The organism is Eoetvoesiella sp., from assembly GCF_035555955.1.
Classification (GTDB): Bacteria; Pseudomonadota; Gammaproteobacteria; order Burkholderiales; family Burkholderiaceae_B; genus Eoetvoesia.
Genome location: NZ_DATMGA010000011.1, coordinates 146,167 through 168,380 on the forward strand (window position 1 = coordinate 146,167; position 22,214 = coordinate 168,380).

General features: G+C 64.1%; 20 protein-coding genes. 15 read left to right on the forward strand and 5 right to left on the reverse strand.

Annotation, left to right across the window (positions count from 1 at the left end; translation table 11 throughout):
* Positions 1-119: 119 nt before the first annotated feature.
* Positions 120-653: a MotA/TolQ/ExbB proton channel family protein gene (locus VNT00_RS02515; protein ID WP_325584167.1), complete on the forward strand. Its 534-nt coding sequence runs from the start codon at positions 120-122 to the stop codon at positions 651-653.
* Complete coding sequence (locus VNT00_RS02520) at positions 650-973, forward strand: DUF2149 domain-containing protein (protein ID WP_325584169.1); 324 nt, start codon at positions 650-652, stop codon at positions 971-973. The genes VNT00_RS02515 and VNT00_RS02520 overlap by 4 nt, the downstream gene beginning before the upstream one ends.
* A gap of 141 nt (positions 974-1,114) precedes the next feature.
* Here VNT00_RS02520 and VNT00_RS02525 read toward each other — a convergent pair whose 3' ends face one another.
* Positions 1,115-2,065, reverse strand: a complete 951-nt coding sequence (locus VNT00_RS02525) for a LysR substrate-binding domain-containing protein (protein WP_325584171.1) — start codon at positions 2,063-2,065, stop codon at positions 1,115-1,117.
* Between the two features lie 175 nt (positions 2,066-2,240).
* Here VNT00_RS02525 and torT point away from each other — a divergent pair, with 175 nt between their 5' ends.
* From torT to VNT00_RS02570, 9 genes are all read left to right on the forward strand, one after another.
* Positions 2,241-3,308, forward strand: coding sequence for a TMAO reductase system periplasmic protein TorT (gene torT, locus VNT00_RS02530; RefSeq protein WP_325584173.1), 1,068 nt, complete (start codon positions 2,241-2,243; stop codon positions 3,306-3,308).
* Positions 3,309-3,313: 5 nt separating this feature from the next.
* Entirely contained in the window at positions 3,314-4,831 is a 1,518-nt protein-coding gene (locus VNT00_RS02535) for a sugar ABC transporter ATP-binding protein (protein ID WP_325584175.1), read from the forward strand.
* 12 nt (positions 4,832-4,843) lie between these two features.
* A complete protein-coding gene (locus VNT00_RS02540; protein ID WP_325584177.1) occupies positions 4,844-5,857 on the forward strand; it encodes an ABC transporter permease in 1,014 nt (337 codons plus the stop codon).
* Positions 5,858-6,083: 226 nt separating this feature from the next.
* Positions 6,084-7,643: a 4-hydroxyphenylacetate 3-hydroxylase N-terminal domain-containing protein gene (locus tag VNT00_RS02545; protein ID WP_325584179.1), complete on the forward strand. Its 1,560-nt coding sequence runs from the start codon at positions 6,084-6,086 to the stop codon at positions 7,641-7,643.
* Positions 7,644-7,663: 20 nt separating this feature from the next.
* A complete protein-coding gene (locus VNT00_RS02550) occupies positions 7,664-8,209 on the forward strand; it encodes a flavin reductase family protein (protein ID WP_325584181.1) in 546 nt (181 codons plus the stop codon).
* A gap of 75 nt (positions 8,210-8,284) precedes the next feature.
* Complete coding sequence (locus tag VNT00_RS02555) at positions 8,285-9,217, forward strand: VOC family protein (RefSeq protein ID WP_325584183.1); 933 nt, start codon at positions 8,285-8,287, stop codon at positions 9,215-9,217.
* A gap of 67 nt (positions 9,218-9,284) precedes the next feature.
* Positions 9,285-10,070 (forward strand): ribonuclease activity regulator RraA, encoded by a 786-nt coding sequence (locus VNT00_RS02560; RefSeq protein WP_325584185.1) that lies wholly within the window; start codon positions 9,285-9,287, stop codon positions 10,068-10,070.
* Positions 10,071-10,072: 2 nt separating this feature from the next.
* On the forward strand, positions 10,073-10,495 hold the full coding sequence (locus VNT00_RS02565; protein WP_325584187.1) for a cupin domain-containing protein: 423 nt from the start codon (positions 10,073-10,075) through the stop codon (positions 10,493-10,495).
* A 10-nt stretch (positions 10,496-10,505) separates the two neighbouring features.
* Positions 10,506-12,068 (forward strand): aldehyde dehydrogenase family protein, encoded by a 1,563-nt coding sequence (locus VNT00_RS02570; protein ID WP_325584189.1) that lies wholly within the window; start codon positions 10,506-10,508, stop codon positions 12,066-12,068.
* 111 nt (positions 12,069-12,179) lie between these two features.
* Here VNT00_RS02570 and VNT00_RS02575 read toward each other — a convergent pair whose 3' ends face one another.
* From VNT00_RS02575 to VNT00_RS02590, 4 genes are read right to left on the reverse strand one after another with little or no spacing between them, the layout of a single operon-like run.
* Positions 12,180-13,304: an ABC transporter permease gene (locus VNT00_RS02575; RefSeq protein ID WP_325584192.1), complete on the reverse strand. Its 1,125-nt coding sequence runs from the start codon at positions 13,302-13,304 to the stop codon at positions 12,180-12,182.
* Positions 13,301-14,434 (reverse strand): ABC transporter permease, encoded by a 1,134-nt coding sequence (locus VNT00_RS02580; protein WP_325584194.1) that lies wholly within the window; start codon positions 14,432-14,434, stop codon positions 13,301-13,303. The genes VNT00_RS02575 and VNT00_RS02580 overlap by 4 nt, the downstream gene beginning before the upstream one ends.
* Entirely contained in the window at positions 14,431-16,308 is a 1,878-nt protein-coding gene (locus VNT00_RS02585) for an ATP-binding cassette domain-containing protein (RefSeq protein WP_325584196.1), read from the reverse strand. Before VNT00_RS02585 ends, VNT00_RS02580 begins: the two co-directional genes overlap by 4 nt.
* Complete coding sequence (locus VNT00_RS02590) at positions 16,305-17,354, reverse strand: HlyD family secretion protein (RefSeq protein WP_325584198.1); 1,050 nt, start codon at positions 17,352-17,354, stop codon at positions 16,305-16,307. Before VNT00_RS02590 ends, VNT00_RS02585 begins: the two co-directional genes overlap by 4 nt.
* 218 nt (positions 17,355-17,572) lie before the next feature.
* Between VNT00_RS02590 and VNT00_RS02595 the strand changes: the two genes are divergently transcribed.
* The 4 genes from VNT00_RS02595 (at position 17,573) to VNT00_RS02610 (ending at position 22,200) form a co-directional block, all read left to right on the forward strand.
* The gene (locus VNT00_RS02595; protein ID WP_325584200.1) at positions 17,573-18,502 is read left to right on the forward strand and encodes an MBL fold metallo-hydrolase; all 930 of its coding nucleotides are present in this window, start codon (positions 17,573-17,575) and stop codon (positions 18,500-18,502) included.
* Complete coding sequence (locus VNT00_RS02600) at positions 18,499-20,001, forward strand: sugar ABC transporter ATP-binding protein (RefSeq protein ID WP_325584202.1); 1,503 nt, start codon at positions 18,499-18,501, stop codon at positions 19,999-20,001. The genes VNT00_RS02595 and VNT00_RS02600 overlap by 4 nt, the downstream gene beginning before the upstream one ends.
* On the forward strand, positions 19,994-21,013 hold the full coding sequence (locus VNT00_RS02605; protein WP_325584204.1) for an ABC transporter permease: 1,020 nt from the start codon (positions 19,994-19,996) through the stop codon (positions 21,011-21,013). Before VNT00_RS02600 ends, VNT00_RS02605 begins: the two co-directional genes overlap by 8 nt.
* 80 nt (positions 21,014-21,093) lie before the next feature.
* Entirely contained in the window at positions 21,094-22,200 is a 1,107-nt protein-coding gene (locus VNT00_RS02610; protein WP_325584206.1) for a sugar ABC transporter substrate-binding protein, read from the forward strand.
* Positions 22,201-22,214 lie beyond the last annotated feature (14 nt).

Genomic DNA, 22,214 nt, shown 5'->3' on the forward strand with positions numbered 1-22,214 from the left:
CCAGGCGGGGCGAAGACGAGGCCGGCGTGATGGCCACGGATCCAGCTGGCTGGACGCCGGCTGCGGGCAATCGGGCCCGCAACGAATTTATTCCATTGCTGTAATGAAAAGGAAGTTGCATGAGTCATGTTCTTGAAAGCTTGATGTACCAGGTGGGACAGGTATTTCTGATTCCCACCCTGGTGGCCATTTCGGTGCTGTTCCTGTATGCCTTGTATGCGCTGGGCGCGTTTGCCATGGCTTATTCCCAGCGCCGCGGCCAGGCCATCGACGGCGCTTCGCATCGCCAGCGCAGCTTCGAGCTGCTGCGCTGGGCCCATGCCAATCCGGATGCCTCGCAGGACGACCTGGACGTGGCCGCGCACAAGCTGCTGGAAGTGCCGCGCATCGTCACTCGCGTAACGCCCATGCTGGGCCTGGTCGCCACCATGATTCCCATGGGGCCGGCGCTGAAGGGCCTTTCGGACGGCAATCTGGCTTCGGTGTCGGAAAACCTGGCCATTGCCTTCTCGGCGGTGATCCTGGCCCTCATTGCCGCCGCCATCACTTATTGGATCGTTTCCGTGAAGCGGCGCTGGCTGGCTGAGGAACTGGCCTGGCTGCAGGCGCCGGCCCGCTTCGACGCGCACGCGGCCGGGAGAAAGACGGCATGAAGTTCCTGGAGGAAACGGAGTCCGACGACCCCATTTTGTCGGTCGTGAACCTGATCGACATCTTCCTGGTGATCATCGCGGCGCTGTTGATCACCATCGCCCAGAACCCCTTGCTGGATCCCTTTACGAAGAAAGACGTGACCATCATCACGGATCCAGGCAAGGAAACGATGGAAATGATCGTCAAGAAGGGCGAGAAGATCGAACGCTACAAAGCCAACGGGCAGACCGGGCAGGGCGAGGGCTCCAAGGCCGGCGTGGCCTACCGCATGAAGGACGGCACCGTCGTCTACGTTCCCGAGCCCGGTTCGGCCCGGTGACCTGGGGCGCCGGCGCGGTTCCGCGCCAGAGGCTGTTGTCGTCCTGGCCCGGCCTCGTGATGGTTACGGTTGTTCCTGCGGTGTGCGTCTTGCCTGGCGAGTCCGGGCATCCGGCGTTGAACGCTCGAGCCAGCCAAGCGGCTAAGCCGACAACTGGCTGAGAAGCGCGTCGCGCGTGTTGCGGATTTGTTCCTTGACGATTTCGTGGGCCTTGGTTGTCTTGCGGTCGCCCATCCAGGTAAGCCCCACATGGATGCAGGTGTCGGGCAGGCCCAGCGGCAGCATCGCCAGCAGGCCCATGCGCTGGAAATGCTCGGCCAGTACGCGCGAAAGGAAGGCCACGGCATCGGTGAACTGCAGGACGCCCACATTCGTGAAGGTCGACAGCGACTCCAGGTGCCGGTGTGGAATATCGACGGCGTGCCGGGCGAGGAAGTCGTCGATGGACGCCCGGGTGGAGGCATCCTGGGTGGGCAGGATCATCGAGCAGCCCGACAGCGCATCCCATTGCAGGTTGTCGATTTTTGTCAGGGGGTGATCCTTGCGCGCGACCACCACAATGGGATCCTCATACAGAAGCTCGGTCTTGAATTCGGCGCCCAGCGGCCGCTGGGGCAGGTTGCCAAGCACGAAGTCGATGTCGCCGGCCCGCAGCATGGGCACCAGGGCGTCCATGGTGCCTTCGCGGATCGACAGGGTGATGTCGGCGTTGCTCTTGTTCAGGTCGGTGACGAAGCGCGGCACCAGCACCCCGGCCGCTGCGGGCAGCACGCCCATGGAGATGCGGGCGATGCGTCCTTCGGCAATGTCCAGCAGTTCTTCCTCGATGCTGACCATGCGCCGCAGGATGTCGCGCGCGTGCCGAACCAGGCATTCGCCGTACTCGGACGGCTCCATGCCGCGTGTGGTTCTGGTGAATAGGGAAAACCCCAGGTTTGCTTCCAGCGAGGCCAGGGCCTTGGAGATGGCCGGCTGGCTGACGTTGAGGTAGCCGGCGGCGCGTCCGATGCTGCGAAAGTTGTCCAGAGCCACCAATAGCTGGAGATGGCTGAACTTGAGGTTGGAACGGATGTACCAATTTAGTTTGGCCATGAGGGCTGCGCCGAATTTTATATAACCTAATGGTAATAAATCCCACGTCAAAATTCAATAGACCTAACCTTTTCCTCGTCAGAAACTACGCCATCGCAATCATGATTGCATAACGGCTTGCCGCGGGACTGTGCGGTTTCCGCAAGCCGGCCGACCAACCAACGAGGAGACGGAAGTGAAAAAATGGACGATGGGCTTTCAGGCAGCGGGGGCGGCGGCGCTCCTGATGGGTTCGGTCGCGGCGCATGCGGCCTGGTATCCGCTGGACGTCGAGATGATGAACCCCGACGGCAGCCGCACGCCAGCCAAGTACGAGGCCTTGCCCAAGGCCGAGAAGCCCTGGAATGTCTGCGTGTCGTTCCCGCACATGAAGGATTCGTTCTGGCTGGCCGCCGACTACGGCGTGACCGAGGAGGCCAAGCGCCTGGGCGTGAACCTGCAGGTCATGGATGCGGGCGGCTATACCGAGCTGAACAACCAGATCTCGCAGATCGAAAATTGCGTGGCCGGCGGAGCCAAGGCCGTGGTCATCGGCTCGATCTCGCAGGACGGGCTGAACAATCTCGTGGCCGACCTCAAGAAGAAAGGCGTGTACGTAGTGGACGCCTATAACGGCATTGCCTCGAAGGACGTCGATGCGCACGTGCTGACCATTCCCAGCGACGAAGGCTTTCGCGCCGGGCAGTACCTGGCCAGGAAGCATCCCGCGGGCAGTCCCAAGGTCAAGATCGCCTGGCTGCCAGGCCCCGCGGGCGCGGGCTGGGTAGAGCTGTTCAACCAGGGCTTCCTCAAGGGCATCCAGGGCAGTGCCGTGGAAATCGCGGAGACCAAGTACGGCGACACGGGCAAGGAGGTGCAGGCGCGCCTGGTGGAAGACTTGCTGCAGACTCACAAGGATCTCGACTACGTCGTGGGCACGGCGGTCACCGCCGAAGCCGCCGTGCCGGTATTGCGCGGACGGGGCCTGGCAGGCAAGGTCAAGGTGGTTTCTGTTTACACGACCCCCGGGGTGTACGAGGGCGTCAAGGCGGGCCGGATCGAAGCGGCGGGCATGGCGCCCGTGGTGCTGGTGGGGCGCATTGCCGTCGACCAGGCCGTCCGCCTGATCGAGAACAAAGACGTGCTGCGCAATGTCGGCCCGCTGGGGCACGTGTACCAGAAGGCTGAAGCCAAGGATCTGCCGATCGATACCGTGCTGGCGCCCAATGGCTTCAAGCCCGTCTTCAAGGTCACGGCAAAATGAGCCAAATGGCTGCTGCCGCCCCGGGCGCGCCTGGGACGAACGGCGCACCGGTGCTCAAGGCCTGCGGCCTGGGCAAGCGCTATGGCGCCCACCAGGCCTTGCAGGGCGTCGGCCTCGACTTGATGCCGGGCGAGGTGCATGTGCTGTTCGGCGAGAACGGGGCGGGCAAGTCCACGCTGATCTCGATGATGGCCGGGGCCAACCAGCCCAGCGACGGCCATCTCGAAATCATGGGCGAGCGCGTCGAGCTGGCGACGGTCGCGCGGGCCCGGGCGCTGGGCATCCGCGCGGTGTTCCAGGAGTTTTCCCTGATTCCCCATTTAAGCGTCGCCGACAATATCGCCTTGGGCGAAGAGTCGGTCGGCACGCTGGGCTTCCTGGCGAAGTCGGCCATGCGGGCCAAGGCGGCCAGGCTCATCGCCGACCTGGGGTTCGACCTGGACGCCGATGCCCTGGTTTCCCAGTTGTCGCGGGGCAAGCAGCAGATGGTGGAAATCTGCAAGGCCGTGGGGCAGGCGCCGCGCCTGCTCATCCTGGACGAGCCCACCGCATCGTTGACCGAACACGACACGCAGGCGCTGTTCGCGCTGGTGCGCCGCCTGAAGGCGGCCGGCACCTCGATCGTGTACATCACCCACCGCATGCACGAGATACCCGAAATCGGCGATACGGTGACTGTGCTGCGCGATGGCCGCCAGGTGGCGACCGTGCCTGCCGATACCGAGGCGGACGCCCTGATCGAGTTGATGACGGGACGCACCGCTTCGGATATCTACCCCGAATGCGCGAGGCGGCCGGGCAAGATTCGCCTGGAACTGAAGCATCTGTCCAGCGCTTGCGGGAGGGTGAAGGATGCCAGCCTCGAGGTCCGGGCCGGCGAAATCGTGGGGGTGGCCGGTCTGGTCGGCTGCGGCAAAAGCGAGCTGGGCCAGACCATATTCGGCGCCATTGGAACCGCTGCCGGCGAAGTCCTGCTGGACGGACGCAAAGTCGTCTTTCGTCATCCCGCGGATGCCATCCGGGCCGGGCTTTGGTATTCGCCGGCGGATCGCAAGCACGATGGCCTCGCCATGATGCGTTCGGCGTTCGACAATATCGGCCTGTCGTCGTTGATGTTCGGCCGCAATCGCGGCTTCTTTCGCAGGCCGGGCCAGGAAGGCAGGCTGGTTTCCGAGTTGTCCAGGCAGGTTGAGTTTCCGTTTTCCCGGGCGCACGAGCCCGTGTCCAACTTCTCGGGCGGCAATCAGCAAAAAACCTTGCTGGCCAAAGGCCTGGCGCAAGATATCGATGTCTATGTCTTTGACGAGCCCACGGTGGGCGTGGACGTCGGCGCGCGCCAGGCCATCTATAAATACTTCAGCGAGCTGAGCGCCAGGGGCGCCGCGATCCTGCTGATTTCATCGGATCTGCCGGAGCTGCTCGGCATGTCGCACCGTCTGCTGGTCATGCGCGACGGACGCACGGTTGCCGGGTTTGGGCGTGACGAGTTCGACGAGCACGCCATCCTCGAGCAGTTTTTTTGAATGAGCTTTTCCATGAGTACTATGACAATAGCCAAAAGCGCCACGCCCGCTTCGCCCGGCACAAAGCCCGGAGTCCTGCCGTGGTTACGCCAGCACAGGTCGACAGCCGTCCTGTTGTTCCTGTTCATTGGTTCGCTGGTGATTTTTTCCATTTTCGCGCCCGGCTTCCTCAGCCTGGAAAACCTGACCAATGTGGGACGCCAGTCGGTTTATTTGCTGATCGTGTCGCTGGCGCAGTTGATCGTGCTGATCTGCGGCGGCCTGGACCTGTCGGTAGGCATGATCGTCGCCCTGGCCTCGGTCGTGGGCGCCTCGGTCATGGCCCAGGTCCTGGCGGCGATGCCCGACTCGCCCACGCTGGCTATCGTTGCCGGCATGGCGGCCGGCCTGGCGGCGGGCGGCCTGGTCGGCCTGGTCAATGGCTGGGGAACCGCCGTGTTGCGCATTCCCGCTTTCATGATGACCCTGGGTTCGTCCTCGGTGGTGTTCGGCATTACCTTGTTCATCAGCGGCGGCGTTCCCATTTACGGGCTGCCGCCCGAGTTCGGCAATTCGTTCGGCTTCGGGCGGATTTACGGTGTGCCGATCCCGGTGCTGGTCGCGCTGCTGATGGTCGTGCTGGTTTACGTGCTGCTCGAATGGACGCGCTACGGACGCCATCTGTACGCAACCGGCGGCAATCTGCGTGCCGCCGAGTTGTCGGGGGTACGCACCCGGCGCGTCATCATTGCCGCCTTCGCCGTGGCCGGGGTTCTGGCGGCTTTGACCGGGCTGCTGCTGACGGCGCGGCTGGATACCGGCGAGTCGAACATCGGCGCGAGCCTGCCGCTGGAGTCCATTGCGGCCTGCGTGATCGCCGGCGTCACGCTTTCCGGTGGCGTGGGGCGCGCCCTGGCTGTGGTGGTGGGCACTTTGCTGATCGTGTTCGTGCAGAACGGCATGAACCTGATGCAGATAGGCGCTTACGCGCAAACCATGGTGATCGGCGCAATTCTGATCTTTGCCATGGCCTTGACGCGCCGCTAGCGCATCGATGCGGCGTCGAAGCAAGGCATGAGCTTGAACCGGATGAGTGCGCCGGCCATTACCGGCTGGTTATAAAAAACCAGTGATTATTCATTCGACACATAGGATGGCGGGTGTGAGAATGCAATTCAGTTTTTGAGTTCCATCGATCGCCGCATCACGATATATGCGGGTTTGCGCAAGCGGCCCGTCCAGCTTTGAACATACAGGTTTTCAGGAGAAATTTATGAACGCACCCACGCAACTATCCAGCGGCGTCGCGAACAAGGACTACATTCCGTTCACCGGCCAGGAATACCTGGATAGCCTGGATGATGGCCGCGAAGTCTGGATCTACGGCGAGCGCGTAAAGAAGATCACGGACCATCCGGCGTTCCGCAATTCGGCGCGCATGATTGCGCGCATGTACGATGCGCTGCACGATCCCGCCAGGAAAGACATCCTGACCACGCCGACCGAATGGGGCGGCTATACGCACCGCTTCTATCGTGCTTCGGCCAATATCGAGGAGCAGGTCGCCTCGCGCGATGCGATCGCCGAGTGGCAGCGCATGGCCTGGGGCTGGATGGGCCGTTCGCCCGATTACAAAGGCTGCTTCCTGGGCACGCTGGGCGCCAACGCCGGGTTCTACCAGGGTTTTGAGCAGAACGCCCGCAACTGGTACCGCAAGGCCCAGGAAAAGACCTGGTACGTGAATCACGCCATCATGCATCCGCCGGTCGACCGTTCCAGCCCCACCGCTGACGGCTCCGACGTGTTCGTGCGCGTGGTCAAGGAAACCGATGCGGGCATTTACGTAAGCGGCGCCAAGGTCGTGGCGACGGGCTCGGCCCTGACCCACTATACGTTCGTGGCCCATATTACCCAGGTACCGATGCAGGATCCCAAGTTCGCGCCCGTGTTCATCGTTCCTACTGGAGCCCCCGGCGTCAAGCTGCTTTGCCGCGTGTCCAACGAATACCGTGCCGCCGTGCTGGGCAGCCCCTTCGACTACCCGCTTTCCAGCCGCCTGGACGAGAACGACGCCATCCTGGTACTGGACAATGTGTTCGTGCCCTGGGAAGACGTGTTCATGCACAACAACGTCGATCTTTCCAACAAGTTCAACACCGGCTCGGGCTATCTGGAGCGCGCTTCCATGCACGGCTGCACCCGTTTCGCCGTCAAGCTGGACTTCATCACCGGCCTGCTGGCGCGCGCCCTGGAAATCACTGGCGCCAACGGTTTCCACGGCGTTCAGTCCAAGCTGGGTGAAGTCATTGCCTGGCGCAATACCTTCTGGGCGCTTTCCGACGCCATGGCCAAGAGCTCGCAGCCCTGGAACGGCATGATCCGCCCCGATGCGCATTTCGCCGGCGCGTACCGAGTGATGAACCAGCTGGCCATGCCCAAGATCAAGAACATCATCGAAGAGATCGTGGCCAGCGGCCTCATCTACCTGAACTCGCATGCCAACGATTTCAAGCAGCCCGAGGTGCGCGGCTATCTGGACCAATATGTGCGCGGTTCGGGCGGCATCGATGCCGTCGAGCGCGTCAAGGTCATGAAAGCTTTGTGGGACGCCATCGGCACGGAGTTCGGTTCGCGCCACGAGCTTTACGAAATCAACTACATCGGCAGCAACGACGTGACGCGCCTGACCAATCTCTGGGCGGCGCAGGGGTCGGGCAACCTGGATCAGTTCAAGGCCTTCGCCAAGTCGTGCCTGGACGAGTACGACCTGGACGGCTGGACGGTTCCGGATTTGGTCAACCCCGACGACGTCAGCGTTCTGGGCAAGCGTTAATAGCGCCGGGAGGCCGAGCCATGACTGCATTGAATACTTCCACGCCCAGGGTGCAAGCCAGCATGTTCAATTCCTTGCCGGATGAGCCCCGGTTCACTCCCCGCCAGTTCCGGGATGCCATGGGCCAGTTCGCCACCGGGGTAGTCGTCATCTCGACGGAAACCGATGGCGACGCTCATGCCATGACGGCCAATGCCTTCATGTCCGGCTCGTTGGAGCCGCCGCTGGTTCTGGTGTCGGTGGCCTGCACGGCGCGCATGCACGAGAAGATCCAGCAGTCGGGCTTTTTCGGCATCAGCGTTCTGGCGCACGACCAGCAGCACACCAGCAATCATTTCGCCGGCAAGCCCATGGCCGAAGGCGCGCCCGAGTTCGAACGGCTGGGCCGGGTGCCGGTGGTTCGCGGCGCGGTGCTGCAGTTGGGCGCCCATTTGCGGCACGCCTACCCCTGCGGCGATCACACGCTGTTCGTGGGCGAGGTCTGCGAGCTGCGGCCGGTCGAGAATCGCGCCGCGCCCCTGCTGTTTCACAGCGGCCGCTATGGCCGGCTGACCCATCTTGAATGACGGGCGAAGCGTTGTGCGCCTTTGCGGCGTGCGGCCGCCTCCGTCCCGTTTGATTTTCTTGCTTAGGTTCTACTCATGGCTACAGCAATCGATATTGCCAAAGTAATCTACGAAGTACCGGATCTGCCGCTCATGGAGCGAACTCTTGCGGATTTCGGCCTGGTTCTCGTCGAGCGCGGCGACAAGGCCCTGTATATGCGCGGCACCGGGGCGCAGCATCACATTCATGAAACCCGCCTGGGACCCAAGGCGCGTTTCGTCGGCGCGGCCATCGAGGTTTCCTCCCGCGAAGACCTCGACGAGCTGGCGGCCCTGAACGGGTCTTCGAAAGTCGAAGCCGTTACCGAGCCCGGCGGCGGCTGGCAGGTGCGCATGACGATGCCGGACGGCTTCGAGATCAATGCCGTATGGGGGCGGGCCAGGGCAGAGCCGCTGCCCGTCCGCGCTTCCCATGCATTCAATGCCGGCGACGCCAAGCCGCGCGTGGGCGCATCCATCCGGGTCAAGCGAGAGCCCTGCCCGGTGATCCGGCTTGGCCACTTTGTGCTGCACGTGTCCAATCACGACGAGTCCGTGGCATGGCTGAAGGAGCGCTTCGGTCTGCTGCCTTCCGACCATTTCGCGCCTCCCGGCGAAAGCGGCCCGATATTCGGCACGTTCCTGCGCTGCAACCGGGGCAAGACGCCGGTGGATCATCACAGCATGCTCATCCTGCAGTCGGATACCGTGACGGTGCATCACACTTCCTACGAAGTGCAGGACATGGACGCCATCATGGCCGGCCACGACTATCTGGTTTCCAGGAACTGGAAACTGGACTGCGGCGTGGGCCGCCATCTTCTCGGCAGCCAGGTCTTCGACTACTGGAAGGATGCATTCGGCTTCCGCATCGAGCACTACACCGACGGCGACGTGGTCGACTCGGACCACCAGCCGACGGTATTCAACGGCACGGCGGGCGAGACCACGCAGTGGGGCATGGAGCCCGAGGCCGATTTCTTTATGTAGAGACCAATTACGAGGCGGACGGTTGCCGATAGCGCAAACGCCGCCGCGATCCGTCAAAAGGTGAATCATGAATAACGAAGAACCATCCGGCGCGTCGGCGCCGGCGGGCAGCGCTGCGCCCGCGATACCGCAACTGGACGATGCGATCCGGCAAAAGCTGGCTCGCGTGGGCACGGCCAATGTGGCCAACGCCTTGCTCAAGCGCGGTTTTCGCAATGTGTACCTGCTGGGCGTCGCGCCGCTGTCGCCCGAGCAGCCGCAACTGGTGGGGCCGGCCTATACCTTGCGCTTCATTCCCGCGCGCGAGGATATCGACACCATGGCGAACTATGGGCGCAACGATAACCTGCATCGGCGCGCCATCGAGGAATGTCCCGCCGGCGCCGTGCTGGTCATCGACGCCATGGGCATGGCAAGGTCGGCGGCCATGGGCGATTTGATGGCGGCCCGGCTGCGGGCGCGGGGCGTGAGCGGCGCGGTGACCGACGGCGGCTATCGCGATGCGCCGGCCATCCGCAAGATAGGCCTGCCTTGCTATCAGCAGCGCAGCGCGCCGCCCGCCACTCCCATCGCCATGCACCCCATCGAGTTGAACGGCCCGGTGGGCTGCGCCGGGGTGGCCATCTATCCAGGCGATGTCATTGTGGGCGACGGCGAGGGCGTGGTGGCGATTCCGCGCGCGCTGGTCGGGGAAATCGCCGACGAGGCATTCGATTCGGCCGAGTACGAGGAATTCGCTGCCGCGCATATTGCGCGGGGCAGGTCTTTGTTCGGCCTGTTTCCCGCCACGCCGGAAAGCCGGCGGGAATACGACAAATGGGTGGCCGACGGCCGCCCCTCCTTGGAGACCTGAGCATGAGTTTCGACGCCAACACGATGAAGTCGCTGGAGGTTCTGATCAATCGCGACCAGCTCGATCCGGACAAATGGATAGCCTTTCCCGATTATGGCTTCCGCCAATACTTCCTTTGGAAAAACGAGGAGACCGGAGCCAGCATCGCCCTGCTCGAATATGAAAAGGGCGGGCGCATTCCGGTCAAGCATACGCATGCCTCCAACCAGTTCATGTATTGCCTGGAAGGCGACTACGAGTACACCGACGTCGGCCTGCGCCTGCGCCCGGGCTCGTTCTACATGAATCCCAAGGGCAATGCCCATGGCCCCACGATTGCGCACGAACGCAGTGTATTGATTGAAATCTACGATGGCCCCCACTATGCGGAAAAGCCGGTATTCCATACCGACGAGACCATAGGCGGGTTCCTGCAAAAGAAATAGCGAGCACTTTATGAAACCATTATCCACACCCGAGAAAGTCACCATGTTCGATACTCAAAGCGCCCTGGAAAAATTCGGCCTGCAAGGCGTGCACTCCGGCACCTATGTGCATACCAAGGGCTGGGGGCCGGTTGAAGGGCGGCCCGCCTTCGACGCCGTGTGTCCCGCCGACGGTAAGGCTGTTGCCAAAGTGGCGGCATCGACCCGGGAAGACTACGAAGCCATCATCGCCGCCGCCGTCGACGTGCAGAAAAGCTGGCGCATGGTGCCGGGCCCCCGCCGCGGCGAGCTTGTCCTGCGCATCGGCCAGTTGATCAATGAAAACATGGCCGACCTGGCCGCCATCGTGTCGCTGGATACCGGCAAGTCGCTGGCCGAATGCCGCAGCGAACTCAAGGAATCCGCGGACATGGCCACGCTGGCCGCGGGCCAGTCGCGCATGATGTACGGCGTGACCCAGCAGTCGCAGCGCGCCAGGCACCGCATGTACGACCAGTGGCTGCCCCTGGGCGTGGCCGCCGTGATTTCGGCCTACAACTTTCCCGCCGCCGTCTGGGCGCAAAACGGCTTCCTGTCGGCCATCGGCGGCAATACCGTCATCTGGAAGCCCAGTCCCAAAGTGCCGCTTACGGCCATCGCCGTCCAGAAGCTGGCCAACCAGGCCATGGAGGAAATGGGTTTCCAAGGCGTGTTTTCGCTGTTCATCCCCGAGGACGATTCGGTTGCCGAGGAAATGGTGCGCGACCCCCGTGTGAACCTGGTGTCGTTCACCGGCTCCACCGGCGTTGGCAAGAAGGTGGCGAGCCTGGTCAGCGAGACGCTGGGCCGGCGCTATATGCTCGAATGCTCGGGCAATAGCGCGGTCATCGTCGACGAAACGGCCGACCTGAAGCAGACGGCCCGGGGCGTGACGTTCAGCTCCATCGGTACTACGGGCCAGCGCTGCACCAGCATGCGCCGCCTCATCGTCCATCGTTCCGTGCACGACGAACTGGTCGAGCTGCTGAAGAAATCGTTCAGCCAGATCAAGATCGGCGATCCGCGCGAGGAAGGCACGGTGGTCGGCCCGCTGATCGACGCGGCCGCGCTGGATCATTACGAGCAGACCATCAAGAGCGCCGTGGCGCAGGGGGCCAAGCTGGTCTACGGTGGCAAGCGCATCGACCGCCCCGGCTACTATGTGGAAGGCGCCATCCTGACCAACGTCGATCCTGGCTGGGATTGCGCCCAGCACGAAACCTTTGCGCCCATTGTGTCGGTCATTGCCTACGATACGCTGGAAGAAGCCATTCAAATCCACAATAACGTCCGCCAGGGCCTGGCTTCGGGCATACACAGCACCAACCTGGCCAATATCGAATATTTCCTTTCTGCCGCGGGCAGCGATTGCGGCATCGCCAAGGTCAATATGGGTACGACCGGCGCGGATGTCGGCTCGGCATTCGGCGGCGAGAAGGAAACCGGCGGCGGCCGCACGGCCGGCTCCGATGCCTGGAAGGGCTATATGCGCCGCCAGAGCGTATGCATCAACTGGAGCGGCGAGTCGCCCTGGGACAAGCTGATTTCGCTGTAATGCGCAGTATGCCGGCGCGGGCAAGAGCTTGCCGGCGGCCCCGGCTGTGTTCAGGGCGTCAGGACGGCATGGCCGTTGGGGCGCCCTTTGCTTTCGGCTTGTGTCGGACAGTCAGGCCAGGCGATGGCGGAACAGCCAGGCGGCCAGGGGCAGGGTGACGGCCGATATGGCAAGCAAGGGCAGGGTATCGTTCCACAACGGGGCGAGGCCCGAACCTTCCAGATAGATGCGGTGCACCAGGTCGATGCCGTAGCGCAGCGGGTTGACGGCGGTGAACCATTGCATGGGCTGAGGCATGTTCTCGACGGGCGTGGCCAATCCCGACAGCAGCATCAGCGGCATGATCAATATGAAGGCGTACAGCATGGCCTGCTGCATGGTGGCCGACAGCGCCGAAATGGAAAGGCCTACGCCGACGATGGCGGTCGTGAACAGCAGCAGTCCGGCAAAGAGCGCGGCCAGCGAGCCCGAAAAGGGAATCCGGAACCAGAAGACGCTGACCAACAGGATGAAGGCGGACTGCGCCAGCCCCACCAGGATGGGCGGAATCGCCTTGCCCACCATGATCTCGGTGGGCGTGTAGGGCGCGACCAGAAGCTGGTCGAAGGTGCCTTGCTCGCGTTCGCGCGCCACCGACAGGGCGGTCAGCATGAGCGTCTGGATCATGCTGAGGGCGGCGATCAGCGCGGGCAGCATGTACCAGCGGGTATCCAGGTTGGGGTTGTACCAGGCGCGGGTATCGATGACGACGGGCGGACCGGCCATGCCGTGCTGCCGGCGCCATTGCGCGTTGAACTGATCGACGATGCCGGCCAGATAGGCCAGGGCGTTGTTGGCGGTTGCGGAATTGCGCGCGTCCACGATGACCTGCACCGGGGCCGGCTGCCCCTGTTGCAGCAACTGGTCGAAGCGCGGTCCGATATGCACCACCGCCAGGGCTTGCTGCGCATCGATGGCCGGCGCGATGTCGGCTTCGTTGCGCAATGTGGCCGTGCGTTCGAACACGCCCGAGGCGTCCAGGCGGGCGGCCAGTTGGGTCGACGCGGCGCCATGGCTTTGATCGAGCAGGGCGTAGGTGGCGTGCTTCAGGTCGTAGGTGGCGGCGTAGCCGAAGACCAGGGACTGAAGCACGATGGGCACGACCAGCAGGATGCGGTTGGCCGGGTCCTTCAGGATGATGAGAAGTTCCTTGCGGCACAGGGCCAGCAGCCGCGCGACGGTGGCCGCGGGATTCATTCCAGCTCCTTGCGGGTCTTGGCGCGTGCCGCGGCCATGAGCAGCAGCACGTAGAACAGCAGGATGGCGCTGTGGCGATAGATCATCGGCCATATGTCGCCCGCCAGGAGCAGGCTTTTGAGCATTTCCAGATAATGGGTCGCGGGCAGCACATGGCCCAGCGCCTCGACCATGGCGGGCATGTTGCGCAGGTCGAACAAAAAGCCCGACAGCATCAGGGCCGGGAGAAAGCTGACAATCAGGGCGATCTGGCTGGCCATGAACTGGTTCTTCGTGATCGAGGAAATGACCAGGCCAAGGCCCAGCGCCACCAGCAGGTAAAGCATCGAGATCGCGACGACGGCTGTCAGCGACCCATAAAAGGGAACCTGGAACAGGAAACGGGCGGCCAGCAGGCACAATGCCAGCCCCGCCATGCCGACGCAGAAATACGGGATGATCTTGGCCAGCAGGATTTCGATGGGACGCACCGGTGTGACGAACAGCGATTCCAGCGTGCCGCGCTCCCATTCGCGCGCCATGACCAGCGCCGTCAAAAAGGAACCGACCAGCGTGGCGACGAGCACGATGAGGCCAGGCACCAGAAACCAGGTGCTGGTGTTGGCGGCGTTGAACCACAGGCGCGGCTCCAGCGTCGCCATGGCCCCCGGCGGGCTTTGCGCACTGCGATCGGCCTGCTTTGCCTGCCGTAGCGCCAGGGCGGCCTCGACATAGCCTTGTATGATGCGCGCCCGGTTGGCGTCGGTGCCGTGCAGGACGAGCTGGATATGAGCCTGCCCCAGGTCCAGATTGCGCGAGAAGTCGCTGGGAAGGCCCACGATGGCATCGACCTTGCCCCGCGCCATGAGCCGTTCGGCGTCGCGCATGGTGCCGACGATGACGGGGGCGATGCTGGGCGACAGGCTCAGGCCGGCAATGGCCTCCCGGGCCGTGGGCGAGCTGTCCTGCATGACGATGGCGACGGGGGCGTTCTTGACGTCGAAGCTCATGCCATAGCCGAAGATGACGATCAGCACGATGGGCAGGCCCAGGCCCATCAGCAGGTTGCCGCGGTCGCGCAGCAGCTGGCGGGTTTCTTTTTTTGTCAGGGCGGCCAGCCGCCGCCAGAAGCCGTGCGCGCCAAAGGTCATGGAGGACTCCCGCTGGGCGCGGCATTGCCGGCCGTGCCCGTATGCCCGAGCGGGCTTTCCGCCGAATCCGCGCCGTCGGTGCCGCTCCGGGCGCGGCGCGCGCCTTCCACGATGCCGATGAATGCTTGTTCCATGCTCATGGCTTCGTTCTGCTTTCCGCCCGCCTGCAGGCGCACTTCCTGGGGCGCGCCCATCGCCAGTATGCGGCCGGCGTCCTGGATGACCACGCGGTCGCAGTATTCCGCCTCTTCCATGAAGTGCGTGGTGACGATGATGGTCGTGCTTTGCTCGGCCAGGCTGGTGATGCGCCGCCAGAACTCGCGGCGCGCCAGCGGGTCGGCGCCGCTGGTGGGTTCATCCAGAAAAAGGATTTCAGGCTCGTGCAGCAGACCCACGGCCATGGCGAGCCGCTGCTTGAAGCCGCCGGGCAACTGGCCGGCGGGCGTCTGGCTGTGGCCGGACAGCTGGAATTGCTCCAGCGAGGCGAGGATGCGATCGCGCAGGCGCGCGCCGCGCATGCCGTAGGCGCCGCCGAAGAAAGCCAGGTTTTCGTTGACCGACAGATTGCCGTACAGCGCGAACTTCTGCGATACATAGCCGATTTTCAGGCGGGCCTGGGCGCCCGCCGTGCGCAGATCGTAGTCGGCCACCCGCACCGTGCCGCTGCTGGCCGCAAGCAGGCCGCACAGCATGCGGAAGGTGGTGGTCTTGCCTGCGCCGTTGGGGCCGAGCAGGCCGAAGATCTCGCCGCGCCGCACCGAGAAGGTGGTGTTGTCCACAGCGATGAAATCACCGAACTTGCGCACCAGCTGCTTGACTTCGATGATGGGTCGGGCCGTTGGCCCGGAGTCGGGTAGGGCATAGGATCCCGGCGCGGGCGCCGAATCGGGATCGCGCATCGGTGCATCGGCGCGGCTGTCGGCAGCAAAGGCACGCAGGACGACCATGAAGCCGTCCTCCAGCGAAGGAGGCGCCGGCGAGTACGGGGCGCCCGCAAGCAGGGATGCCAGGCCCGGGTCGCCTTGCCGCAGGCAGTCCGCGGTCCGGATGAAGCGCACCTGGCCGCCGCGCGGCACGGCGTCCAGGGTGTCTGGGTCGTCGAGCAGGCGGGCTTGCAGGAGGCGGGCGGGCTGGCCCGGCAGGGGCGTGGCGACAAAGCACAGGCCGTCGGCCTTTTGCTGGATGCTCTCTGGCTCGCCCTGGACCAGGACGCGGCCTTCGTGCAGCACTACCACATGGGCGCAACGCGCCGCCTCGTCCATGTACGAGGTGCTGACGAGTATGGCCAGTTGCTCCTGCCGCACCAATTGCTCCAGGATTTCCCACAGTTCCCGGCGCGACAGGGGATCCACGCCGACGGTCGGCTCGTCGAGCAGCAGCATGTCGGGCGAGCGCACCAGCGTGCAGGCCAGCCCGAGCTTCTGCTTCATGCCGCCCGAGAGCTTGCCGGCCAGCCGCCGCGTGAAGCGGCCCAGGTCGGTCATTTCCATGAGGCGCGCATAGCGCTGCGCGCGCTCGTTTTTTGGCACGCCATGCAGGTCGGCGTACAGATCCAGGTTTTCCTGCACGCTCAGGTCATCGTACAGGCCGAAGCGCTGCGGCATATAGCTGATGCGGTCCTGTACCGCCTGGGGGCGTTCGCCTACGTCGATGCCCAGCACTTCCAGCTCCCCCTGGCTGGGCCGCATCAGGCCCGCCGCGAGGCGCATCAAGGTCGTCTTGCCGGCGCCGTCCGGCCCCACCAGGGCGGTCAGGGCACCCGCCCGCGCCTGCAGCGAGACGCCGTTCAGCGCGCAGAGGCTTTGCCGGGTTTCCTTGACCTCGAAGCGTTTGTACAGATTGCGCGCGCGCAGCGCGGGCGCCGGGGCGTTCATCGAGGCTTCCCGCCCGAATCCGAAGCTGCGGTGTCCTGCGGGGCGGAATCCGCGCCGGACAGCCGGACTGTGGCCGGCATGCCCAGCCGCAGGCGGTTGTCGGGGTCGTCAACGTTGATGCGGACTTCATAGACCAGGCTGGTGCGCAGGTCTTCGGTCTGGACGGTCTTGGGCGTGAACTCGGCGACCGACGAGATATAGCCGACGCGGCCCTGCAGCGGACGATCCGGCTGGCTGTCGGTCGACACTTGCGCTTCCTGGCCGGGCTTGACCTGACCCAGACCGGTTTCGGAAACATAGGCGCGCACCCATTTAGGGCTGGTCAGCGCCAGGGCGTAGACGGGCCGTTGCGGCGAGGCCATGTCGCCCGGCTCCAGCAAGCGGCTGCGCACGACCGCATCGACAGGCGCTTTGAGTTCGGAGTCGGCCATTTGCTGCTGCACCAGGGCCAGGTCGGCGCGCGCGGCCTCCAATTGGGCCCGGGCCTGTGCAATGTCTTCCCGGCGCGGCCCCGCGATGGCCAGCTCTAAGGCCTTGTCGGCGCTGTCCTGGCGGGCCAGCGCCACGGCCTGGTCCGCTTTGGCGGCGTCCAGCTGCTCGCGGCTTATGCCCCGGCCGTTCGTATCGGCGCTGGCATTGCGCAGCCGCTGATATTGTTCCTTGGCCCGGACGGCCTGGGCTTTGGCGGCGGCCGCCGCCGACCTGGCCTGAGCGATTTCCTCGGGGCGGGTGCCGGCTTCCAGGCGCTTCAGGGCTTGTTCCTGCGCATTGGCCTGGGCCCGGGCCCGGCGCAGGCGCAGCTTCAGCGTGGTGGTGTCGAGCACCGCCAGCACCTGTCCCTGCCTGACCTGTTCGCCTTCGGTCGCCAGCACCTGGGCGATGCGCTCGCTGGAGTTGAAGGCCAGCGATATCTGTCGCATGTCTACGTTGCCGTACAGCACGAGGCCGTTGGGCGCCGGGTTTTGGCCGAACCGCCACCAGGCGAATGCGGCGATGGCGATGACGGCGGCAATGGCAAGGGCGATGGCCGGCTTGGCTTTGTTCATGAACGGGCCTTGTGTCGGGGTGATCAGGCAAGCATGAAAAGTGTAGTCCGAAGTGTAATCCTGTATTGATAATCGGGATTCGCTTTGCTAGGATGATGTAAAAATGACCGACGGTCGTTAAATTGGCCGTCAAGAGAAAAGCGGTGCGCCGCCGGCTGGTTCGCGTCGAATCAACCAAGCTGCGCATCAGGCAAACCGGAGGGGGAGAGGCAATAGTCATGTCCGAGCAGAACGCAGTCTCCAATCCCGCGCCCATCATCGATATGGCGGGCCTGCACGAAATCGCGAATGGCGTCTGGATCATTCCCGACCAGCACCGAATACCGCTGGTGCCGAACCTGGGCATCATTGAAGGCGAACGCTCGGTGCTGGTCGTCGATACCGGCATGGGGCGCGAAAACGCCCGCAAGGTGCTGGACAAGGCCCGCGAAATCGCCAAAGGCCGGCCGCTGTTCCTCACGCTTACCCATTTCCATCCCGAGCATGGCTTCGGCCACCAGGTATTCGCCGGAGAGGCCACCATCCTTTACAACCGCAGGCAGCGCGACGAGCTGCGGGCCAAGGGCCCGGGCTATCTCGACATGTTCCGGGGGTTCGGCGAGCATGTGGCAAAGTGCCTGGTCGACGTCCAGTTCGTCGATCCCGATCTTGTGTACGACGGCAGGCTCACCATGGAACTCGGGGGGCGGGCCGTCGAACTCATCGAAATGGGACCCGCCCACTCCATGGGCGACCAGGTCGTCTGGCTGCCCGAGGAAAAGGTGGTGTTCGTCGGGGACCTGGTCGAAACAGGCGTGTTCCCCATCGTGCCGTTTTTTCCGCCGGACGATGCGGATGTGAACGGCAACAAGTGGATACGGGTGCTGAGGCGCATCGCCGCCCTCGGGCCTAAAACGGTTGTCACCGGGCATGGCGATATCGGCGGGATCGAACTGATTCAAATCGCCGAGCGATACCTTGCCGACATGGGCCGGCAGGTTGGCGCGCTCAAGGATTCGGGGGTTGCCGAGGACGATGTCGTGGCCAGGCTGGAGCCCGTCATCCGCGGCAGGCATCCCGATTGGCGGGAACCCAATTGGGTCGAGTCCGGCATTCGATGTTTTTATGCCACCGGCTACGACGCGGACGCCGTGGAGACGGCGCCATGAGCTTGTTCGAGCTGCGCGGGGTGCACCGGAGTTTCGGCGGCATCCAGGCGCTGCGCGGCGCGTCGCTCAAGATCGCGGGACCGGGCAGCGTGCATGCGCTGCTCGGATCCAACGGCTGCGGCAAGTCCACCTTGCTGCGCATTGCAACGGGGCAGCTCAAGCCGGACGCGGGCGAGATCTACCTGGACGGCAGGCAGGTAAGCTTTGCAGAGCCGCGCGATGCGCTGCGCCACGGCATTTCGACCGTGACGCAGGAAACCACCCTGGCGCCTGCCCTGACGGTGGCGGAGAACATCCTGATGGGCAGGCTGCCCCGCGGCAGGTTCGGGGCCATCGACTGGCCGCAAGTCTTTCGCGCTGCGCGTGAAGTCCTGGATTCGCTCGAGCTTGACCTGCCCGAGGACGCGCCCGTGGGAACCCTGCGCCCCGACCAGCAGCAAATGGTGGAGATCGCCAGGGCTTTTTCGATGAGGGCGCGCATCCTGGTTCTGGACGAAGCCACGAGCGCGCTGTCCAGCGACGAAGTCCAGGCCGTATTCCGCACAGTAAAGGGCGCCAGCAAACGCGGCACCATGGCAACGATATTGGTGTCGCACCGGATGGATGAAATCTACGACCTGGCGGACGAAGTCACGGTGTTGCGGGACGGACAAACCATTTCGACCCGATGCGTGAAGGATACCGGGCGCGACACCCTGATCTCGGATATGGTGGGCGACGCCGTTACGCCGACGAGCGCCGTCCGCGCGCCGTCCCGCCTGCCTGCAAGCCGCCCACGCCTGCAGGTTCGCGATGTGTTCACCGCCGGATACGTCGAGAGCGCCACCTTGTCGGTGGCGCCCGGCGAAATCGTCGGCATCACCGGGTTGACACGCTCGGGGGCCAACGAACTGCTCGAGGCGATCTACGGAGCGCGCCTGATCGAGCGCGGCGACATCTCCCTCGACGGGCGGAACCTCACCAATGCCGGTATCAACACAGCCATCCGGGCCGGCATCGGGTTCGTTCCGGCCGACAGGAAATGGCAGGGCGTGCTGCTGAACATGAGCGTCAGGCACAATCTGCTGATTCCCGGCACGTCAGAGCGCTTCCGGCTTAGCCGGCCCGACCGCTCGGAGCTTGAACAGGTGAATCGCGTGGCCGAGTCGGTATCCATACGCATGGAAGGCGCCGACAGTCCCGTGTCGGCCTTGTCCGGCGGCAACCAGCAGAAAGTCGTGATTGGAAAATGGCTGGCCAAGCCGCTGAAGCTGTTGCTGCTGGCGGAACCGTCGCGCGGCGTCGACGTCAAGGCCAAGGCTCAGATTCACGATCTGCTGCGCCAGATCGCCTCCGGCGGAACCGCCGTGCTGTTCGCGTCGACCGAGCTCGACGAGGTGGTTCAGCTTGCCGACCGGATCCTGGTGATGTTCCAGGGGAGGATAGTCGGCGACCTTCCGGCCCGGGAAGCAAGCGAATACACGATCACGTCGATGATGTCGGGAGTGCCCGATGCCTGAGACCAAAGCGCATGGCGCAGCAAAGCAGGGCAATGTGCGAAAGTTCATCCGCGGCACCGAGCGGTATGCGGCGGTGGTCATCATCGATATCGTGCTCGTCATCGTTTTCTCTACGGCATTGCCCGGTTTCCTTTCCGTTGCCAACATCAGCAATCTGCTTACCGGCAGCGCCGTGCTTTGGGTGGTGTCGCTGGGCATGACCTTCGTCGTCGTTTCCGCGGGCATCGACCTGGCGGTGGCCGCGCAAATGGGTCTTTCCGGCTATCTGCTGGCGACCCTGCTTCTGGCGGGGACGAGCAGCTGGCTGGCGATTTCCATCGTGCTGGTGTTTTCCGCGGCATGCGGCGCCCTGGTGAACGGCGTGCTGATCGGCAAGGCGGGACTGAATTTCTTCGTCGTCACGCTGGGTTCCATGACCGCTTTCACGGGTGTTGTGAACATATGGTCCGACACGCGCACGCTGGCCGTCGACGACTCGGTGATCCTGGCCATCGGCTACGGAACATTCCTGGGCGTTCCCATTGCCATCTGGATCATGCTTGCCGCGCTGGCCATCGCCGTCTACATACAGCGATGGACCTATTTTGGCCGCGACGTCTTTGCGACGGGCGGCAGTATCGAGGCTGCCAGGCTTTCGGGCATCCGGACCTCCCGCATCCTGATAGGCGTCTATACGCTGAGCGCTGTGTGCGCGGGCATTGCGGCGCTCATCCAGGTGGGTCAGTTGGGTGCGGCCAGCCCCTTGATTACCCTGGCGCTGCCGCTGCAGGCCGCGGCGGCGGTGCTGCTTGGCGGAACGGCGTTTTCGGGCGGCGTTGGCGGCGTCGTCGGCACCGCCGCGGGCGTGCTGTTCATCGGGATACTCCAGAACGGCCTCGGGCTGGCGGGGATTTCCAGCTATTGGCAGCAGGTCGTCACCGGCATCATCCTCGTCCTGGCGGTCGGCCTGGACCCTTTACGCAAATTACTGGGAGACCTGCGGCGCCGGCGGCGCCTTGTGCGCCAGTCCTGACGGCGGCAATCGTGGGTCGTCCTTGCTTCGGGTTGTTGAACCATTTCTTGAACGGCAGCAAAACGACAGGAGGTGTTCCTATGTCCCAAGTTTCCAGGCGGAACATGAAATTCCGCAAGGTGTACACTGCATTGGCTCTCGGCGCCGCTTCAACGCTTGCGCTGGGTATTCCCGGCGCTGCGTTTTCAGCGCCTACGGCCGCTCCGGGCGGGCCGTCGGTTGCGCTGTCCGAATACAAGGGGGTCGAGGCCGCGCTCCCTACCCATTATGCAGAGCCCAAGCCCGGGGCGGTAAAGTCCTTCACCATCGGCTTCATGAATCCTTCGGGCGGCAACCAGAACCTGCAGGCGGTGCAGGATGCGGCGCAGGCCGAGACGAAGCGCCTGGGCGGGCGCTTCATCGCGAAGAACGACAATGTCGACATCAATACGCAGCTCAATAATTTCAAGCAGTTGCTCGTCCAGGGGGCCGATGCCATCCTGCTTTACCCGCTCGACCCCAAGGCGCTGGGCCCCGCCATCAAGCAGGCCAAGGAGAAGGGCGTCGTGGTCATTGGCTACGACGTGACCAACCAGGCCAGCGATGCTTTGCCCGAGGGCTATGTCAGCCAGGTGATGCAGGGGCGCGATTGGCAGGCGTGGTCCATGGCCAAGGCGATGGCCAGTGCGAAACCCGGCGGGCAGATCGGCCTGATCGGCTTTGCCGTGCCGGTTCCCGGAATCGAATACCTCGTGCAGCGGGTGAAATACTGGTCGGAGCAGATGGGCCTGAAGGTTGTAGGCCGGCAGGATAACCGGGAGGACTCGGCGGCGGGCGGCAAGGTGGCCGCGACGGCGCTGCTGGGCGCCAATCCGCAGCTGGCCGGCATCATTGCCTACAACGATCCGTCCGCGGCCGGGGCGGCCGCGGCGGCAAGAATCGCCGGACGCCATATTTCAATCGTGGGGATGAACGGCGACGATTTCGGGGTTCAGGGCGTCAAGAAAGGAACGATTACCGCCACCTTCCAGAACGACGCGGTCGGACAGGGCGTTCAAGGCGTGATCGGCGCCTACGATGTGCTGGCGGGCATCAAGGTGCCGAAAGCCATTGTCCGTCCGCCAAGCGCGGCCATCACCGCCTCGACAGTCAAGGGCGTGAAGTCATGGAGCCAGCAATTGGCGGAACTGGAGCGCAGCGGCGATTGACGAGGAGCCCGGGA

Coding starts and splice junctions, on each gene's coding strand:
- VNT00_RS02590 (WP_325584198.1), bottom strand. CDS start 17,354: ATGAACAAAGCCAAGCCGGCCATCGCCCTTGCCATTGCCGCCGTCATC.
- VNT00_RS02565 (WP_325584187.1), top strand. CDS start 10,073: ATGAGTTTCGACGCCAACACGATGAAGTCGCTGGAGGTTCTGATCAAT.
- VNT00_RS02535 (WP_325584175.1), top strand. CDS start 3,314: ATGGCTGCTGCCGCCCCGGGCGCGCCTGGGACGAACGGCGCACCGGTG.
- VNT00_RS02610 (WP_325584206.1), top strand. CDS start 21,094: ATGTCCCAAGTTTCCAGGCGGAACATGAAATTCCGCAAGGTGTACACT.
- VNT00_RS02515 (WP_325584167.1), top strand. CDS start 120: ATGAGTCATGTTCTTGAAAGCTTGATGTACCAGGTGGGACAGGTATTT.
- VNT00_RS02585 (WP_325584196.1), bottom strand. CDS start 16,308: ATGAACGCCCCGGCGCCCGCGCTGCGCGCGCGCAATCTGTACAAACGC.
- VNT00_RS02555 (WP_325584183.1), top strand. CDS start 8,285: ATGGCTACAGCAATCGATATTGCCAAAGTAATCTACGAAGTACCGGAT.
- VNT00_RS02525 (WP_325584171.1), bottom strand. CDS start 2,065: ATGGCCAAACTAAATTGGTACATCCGTTCCAACCTCAAGTTCAGCCAT.
- VNT00_RS02560 (WP_325584185.1), top strand. CDS start 9,285: ATGAATAACGAAGAACCATCCGGCGCGTCGGCGCCGGCGGGCAGCGCT.
- VNT00_RS02545 (WP_325584179.1), top strand. CDS start 6,084: ATGAACGCACCCACGCAACTATCCAGCGGCGTCGCGAACAAGGACTAC.
- VNT00_RS02550 (WP_325584181.1), top strand. CDS start 7,664: ATGACTGCATTGAATACTTCCACGCCCAGGGTGCAAGCCAGCATGTTC.
- VNT00_RS02605 (WP_325584204.1), top strand. CDS start 19,994: ATGCCTGAGACCAAAGCGCATGGCGCAGCAAAGCAGGGCAATGTGCGA.
- VNT00_RS02575 (WP_325584192.1), bottom strand. CDS start 13,304: ATGAATCCCGCGGCCACCGTCGCGCGGCTGCTGGCCCTGTGCCGCAAG.
- VNT00_RS02570 (WP_325584189.1), top strand. CDS start 10,506: ATGAAACCATTATCCACACCCGAGAAAGTCACCATGTTCGATACTCAA.
- VNT00_RS02600 (WP_325584202.1), top strand. CDS start 18,499: ATGAGCTTGTTCGAGCTGCGCGGGGTGCACCGGAGTTTCGGCGGCATC.
- VNT00_RS02595 (WP_325584200.1), top strand. CDS start 17,573: ATGTCCGAGCAGAACGCAGTCTCCAATCCCGCGCCCATCATCGATATG.
- VNT00_RS02580 (WP_325584194.1), bottom strand. CDS start 14,434: ATGACCTTTGGCGCGCACGGCTTCTGGCGGCGGCTGGCCGCCCTGACA.
- VNT00_RS02540 (WP_325584177.1), top strand. CDS start 4,844: ATGAGTACTATGACAATAGCCAAAAGCGCCACGCCCGCTTCGCCCGGC.
- VNT00_RS02520 (WP_325584169.1), top strand. CDS start 650: ATGAAGTTCCTGGAGGAAACGGAGTCCGACGACCCCATTTTGTCGGTC.